This is a genomic window from Actinoallomurus acaciae, from assembly GCF_042429965.1.
Classification (GTDB): Bacteria; Actinomycetota; Actinomycetes; order Streptosporangiales; family Streptosporangiaceae; genus Actinoallomurus; species Actinoallomurus acaciae.
This window is the reverse complement of the sequence record NZ_JBHLZP010000665.1, coordinates 1-3854: the sequence shown is the minus strand read 5'-3', so window position 1 is coordinate 3854 and position 3854 is coordinate 1. Positions and strand designations below refer to the sequence as shown.

Here is a 3854-nt window from a genome sequence, read left to right as displayed (position 1 = left end):
TACGGCAGATCATCGAATCGGTCAACGAGACCTTCAAAGGCCAACTCGACCTGAAACGACACCGTGGCCGCACCCCAGCGGCGTGGCCGTCCGCGTCCTGCAACGCATCCTCGCACTGACCGCCGCCATCTGGCACAACGATCACACCGGCCAGCCGACAATACGCACGCTGACCGCCTACGACCACCAAACCCCTTGGAATCGATCATCTAGGCGGACTCGGCGAGGAGTTCGGCGACCGCCTGGAGGGCGAGGACGTAGGAGAAGGTGCCGAAGCCGGCGATGGTGCCCGAGGCCACGCCCGCGACGACCGAGGTGTGGCGGAACTCCTCACGGGCCGCCGGGTTGGAGAGGTGGACCTCGATCAGCGGTGCCGTGCGCTGCGCGATGGCGTCGCGTACGGCGTAGGAGTAGTGCGTGAAGGCCGCGGGGTTCAGCACGACCGGGATGTGCCCGTCGGCGGCCTCGTGCAGCCAGGCGATCAGCTCCGCCTCGTCGTCGGTCTGCCGTATCTCGGCGTGCAGGCCCAGGCGGCGGGCCGTGTCACGGCACAGGGCGGTCAGGTCGTCGAAGGTCGTGGCCCCGTACACGTCGGGCTCGCGGCTGCCCAGCCGGCCGAGGTTGGGGCCGTTGAGGACCAGCACCTCGCTCATCGGGTTCGGGAGGTGCTCGGTCATCGTGCCACCCGTTCGTAGGCGGATCTCAGCAGGTCCTCGTCCGGGTCCTCCAGGCGGCCCGGCGCGGCCAGGCCGTCCAGGACGACGAACCGGAGCCGGGCGCCCCGCGCCTTCTTGTCGACGCGCATCGCCTCGCGCAGCTCCGGCCAGGCCTCGGCGGTGTAGGACGTCGGCAGGCCCACCGCGGTGAGGATCTCCCGGTGGCGCTTGACGACGTCGGCGCCGAGGCGCCCGGCGAGGCAGGCCAGCTCGGCGGCGTACACCATGCCGATCGCAACGGCGTCGCCGTGCCGGAAACGGTACGCCTCGACCTTCTCGATCGCGTGGCCGAGCGTGTGGCCGTAGTTGAGGATCTCCCGCAGGCCGCTCTCCCGCAGGTCCTCCGACACGACACGCGCCTTGATCGCGATGGCGCGTTCGATCAGTTCGAGGGTGTGCGGCCCGTCCGGGCGGCCCGCCGCCTCCGGGTCGTCCTCGACAAGCTCCAGGATGCGGGGATCGGCGATGAACCCGGCCTTGATCACCTCGGCGAGGCCGGCGACGTAGTCCTCGCGCGGCATGGTCACGAGCGTGGCCAGGTCGCACAGGACGCCGGCGGGCGGGTGGAAAGCGCCGACGAGGTTCTTGCCCTCGGGGATGTCGATCGCGGTCTTGCCGCCGACGGCCGCGTCGACCATGCCGAGGAGCGTGGTCGGCACCAGCACGGCGCGTACGCCGCGCAGCCAGGTCGCGGCGGCGAACCCGGCGAGGTCCGTCGTGGCCCCGCCGCCGACGCCGACGATCGCGTCCGATCGGGTCATGCTCATGCCGGCGAACGCGGACCACAGCCCGGCCAGCACGGTGACGTCCTTGCCCGCCTCGCCGTCCGGCACCGGCAGCGGACGCGCGTCGTACCCGGCGTCGGCAAGGGCGTGACAGACCGGCCGCGCGATCTCCGGCAGCCCCTCGGCGTGCACGACGGCGACGATCCCGGCCGTACCGAGCAGCGAGGGCAACTCGCCGAGGACCCCGGTGCCGATCACCACGTCGTACGGCGCGTCGCCGCCCACCGGGATCCGGCTCACGCGCCCGCCTTCGTCGCAGGAGCGACGCCGGTTCGCCCACTCATGCAAGCCCCTTGACGATCTCGTCGACGATGTCGGCGGGCTCCCGGTCGTCCGTGGCGACCCGGATCGTGGCGAGGCCCTCGTAGATCGGCCGGCGCTCTTCCATCAGCTTGCGGAACTGGCTGCGCGGGTTGAGCACGAGCAGCGGCCGCGCCGAGGCGAGGCCGACGCGCTTGACCGCGTCCGACAGCCCGACCTCCAGGTAGATGACCGGCAGCTCCGCCAGGTCGGCCCGGGTGCCGGCGTCGAGGATGGAGCCGCCGCCGAGGGCGAGGACACCGTCGTGCTCGGCTAGCGCGGCCTGGACGGCCGCGCGTTCGAGCGCGCGGAAGTACTCCTCGCCGTCGTCGACGAAGATCTCTCCGATCGGCTTGCCGGCCTCGGCCTCGACGTCGTGGTCGGTGTCGCGGAAGGCGACTCCGAGCCGCTCCGCGAGGAGGCCTCCGACCGTGGTCTTGCCCGACCCGGGCGGGCCGATGACGACGGCCTTGGGTTTCATTTGATCACCAGTGAGGATAGGTAGCCCTGCAGGTTCCTGGCGGTCTCCTCGACGGAGTCGCCGCCGAACTTCTCGACCGCGGCCTCGGCGAGGACCAGGGCCACCATCGCCTCGGCCACCACGCCCGCGGCCGGGACGGCGGTGACGTCGCTGCGCTGGTTGATGGCCTTGGCCGGCTCGCCGGTCAGCACGTCGATCGTGGACAGTGCGCGCGGCACCGTGGAGATGGGCTTCATGGCGGCGCGGACCCGCAGGGTCTCGCCGGTCGTCATGCCGCCCTCGACGCCGCCGGCGCGGTTGGTGACCCGCCGGATCTCGCCGTCGCGCACGATCTCGTCGTGCGCCTGCGAGCCCCGCCGCGCGGCGGTGCGGAAGCCGTCGCCGACCTCGACGCCCTTGATCGCCTGGATGCCCATGAGGGCGGCGGCGAGGCGGGAGTCGAGGCGCCGGTCCCAGTGGACGTGGCTGCCCAGGCCCGGCGGCAGGCCGTGCACGACGACCTCGACCACGCCGCCGAGCGTGTCGCCGTCCCTCTTGACCTGCTCGATGTGCGTCACGATCGCGGCGCTGGTGTCCGGGTCGAGGCAGCGGACCGGGTCGGCGTCGATGCGCTCGAGGTCGCCGGGCTCGGGGATCACGCCCTCGGGGACGCTCACCTCGCCGAGCGCGACCACGTGGCTGAGGATCTCCACGCCGAGCACCTGGCGGCAGAAGGCGCGAGCGACCTCACCGACCGCCACCCGGGCGGCCGTCTCGCGGGCGCTGGCGCGCTCGAGGATCGGCCGGGCGTCGTCGAAGCCGTACTTCTGCATGCCGACCAGGTCGGCGTGGCCGGGGCGGGGCCGCGACAGCGGCGCGTTGCGCGCCTGTGCGGCGAGCGCCTCGGGGTCGACCGGGTCGGCCGACATCACCGTCTCCCACTTGGGCCACTCGGTGTTGCCCACGCGGATCGCGATCGGGCCGCCGAGCGTACGGCCGTGGCGGATGCCGCCGATGATCTCGACCTCGTCCTGCTCGAACTTCATGCGGGCGCCGCGTCCGTAGCCCAGGCGCCGGCGGCGCAGCGCCTCGCCGATGTCGGCCGAGGTCACGGCCACGCCGGAGGGCAGCCCTTCGAGGATCGCGGCGAGGGCCGGGCCATGCGACTCCCCCGCGGTCAGCCAGCGCAACATGCGGTAAATACTTTCATGTACGGGTGGTGTCCCATGCAGGTGTCCAGCATTTGAGCACGTCTCAGGCGATCTCGCGCCAGTCGAGGACGCCGGCGACCAGGTCGCGGATGGCGGCCAGCAGGCCGAGCCGGTTCGCGCGTACGGCCGCGTCGTCGGCCATGACGAGCACCTTGTCGAAGTAGTCGTCAATGGGCTCGACCAGCGCCTCGGCCACCGTGGCGAACTCCGGCAGCGGCAGCGGGCCGGCGCGCAGCTTGTCCGCGACGCCCGCGAGGGCGGTGGCCAGCGCGTGCTCCGCGGCGTCCTCGAACAGCGCGGGATCGTGGGACGCGGGCGTGTCCGCCGGCACGATCCGCAGCACCCGCTGGAGCGCGGCGGTCAGGCGGGTGAACGCCTCCGA

Annotated in this window: 5 protein-coding genes and 1 pseudogene; 1 reads left to right on the top strand and 5 read right to left on the bottom strand. The window is 72.5% G+C overall.

Annotation, left to right across the window (positions count from 1 at the left end):
• Positions 1–187: pseudogene (locus tag ACFFNX_RS52460) on the top strand (IS982 family transposase); the annotation flags it as partial.
• Between the two features lie 22 nt (positions 188–209).
• Here ACFFNX_RS52460 and aroQ read toward each other — a convergent pair.
• The 5 genes from aroQ to ACFFNX_RS44515 all read right to left on the bottom strand — a co-directional run.
• Positions 210–653, bottom strand: a complete 444-nt coding sequence (gene aroQ / locus ACFFNX_RS44535) for a type II 3-dehydroquinate dehydratase (RefSeq protein WP_378212313.1) — start codon at positions 651–653, stop codon at positions 210–212.
• A gap of 20 nt (positions 654–673) precedes the next feature.
• Positions 674–1741, bottom strand: a complete 1068-nt coding sequence (gene aroB, locus ACFFNX_RS44530; protein WP_378212312.1) for a 3-dehydroquinate synthase — start codon at positions 1739–1741, stop codon at positions 674–676.
• 40 nt (positions 1742–1781) lie between these two features.
• Positions 1782–2282 carry a shikimate kinase gene (locus ACFFNX_RS44525; RefSeq protein ID WP_378212311.1) on the bottom strand — a complete coding sequence of 167 codons (501 nt, stop codon included), beginning with the start codon at positions 2280–2282 and terminating at the stop codon, positions 1782–1784.
• Positions 2279–3454 (bottom strand): chorismate synthase, encoded by a 1176-nt coding sequence (gene aroC, locus ACFFNX_RS44520; protein WP_378212309.1) that lies wholly within the window; start codon positions 3452–3454, stop codon positions 2279–2281. Before aroC ends, ACFFNX_RS44525 begins: the two co-directional genes overlap by 4 nt.
• A gap of 61 nt (positions 3455–3515) precedes the next feature.
• A partial coding sequence (locus ACFFNX_RS44515) for a DALR anticodon-binding domain-containing protein (RefSeq protein ID WP_378212308.1) occupies positions 3516–3854 on the bottom strand: 339 nt, incomplete at its 5' end.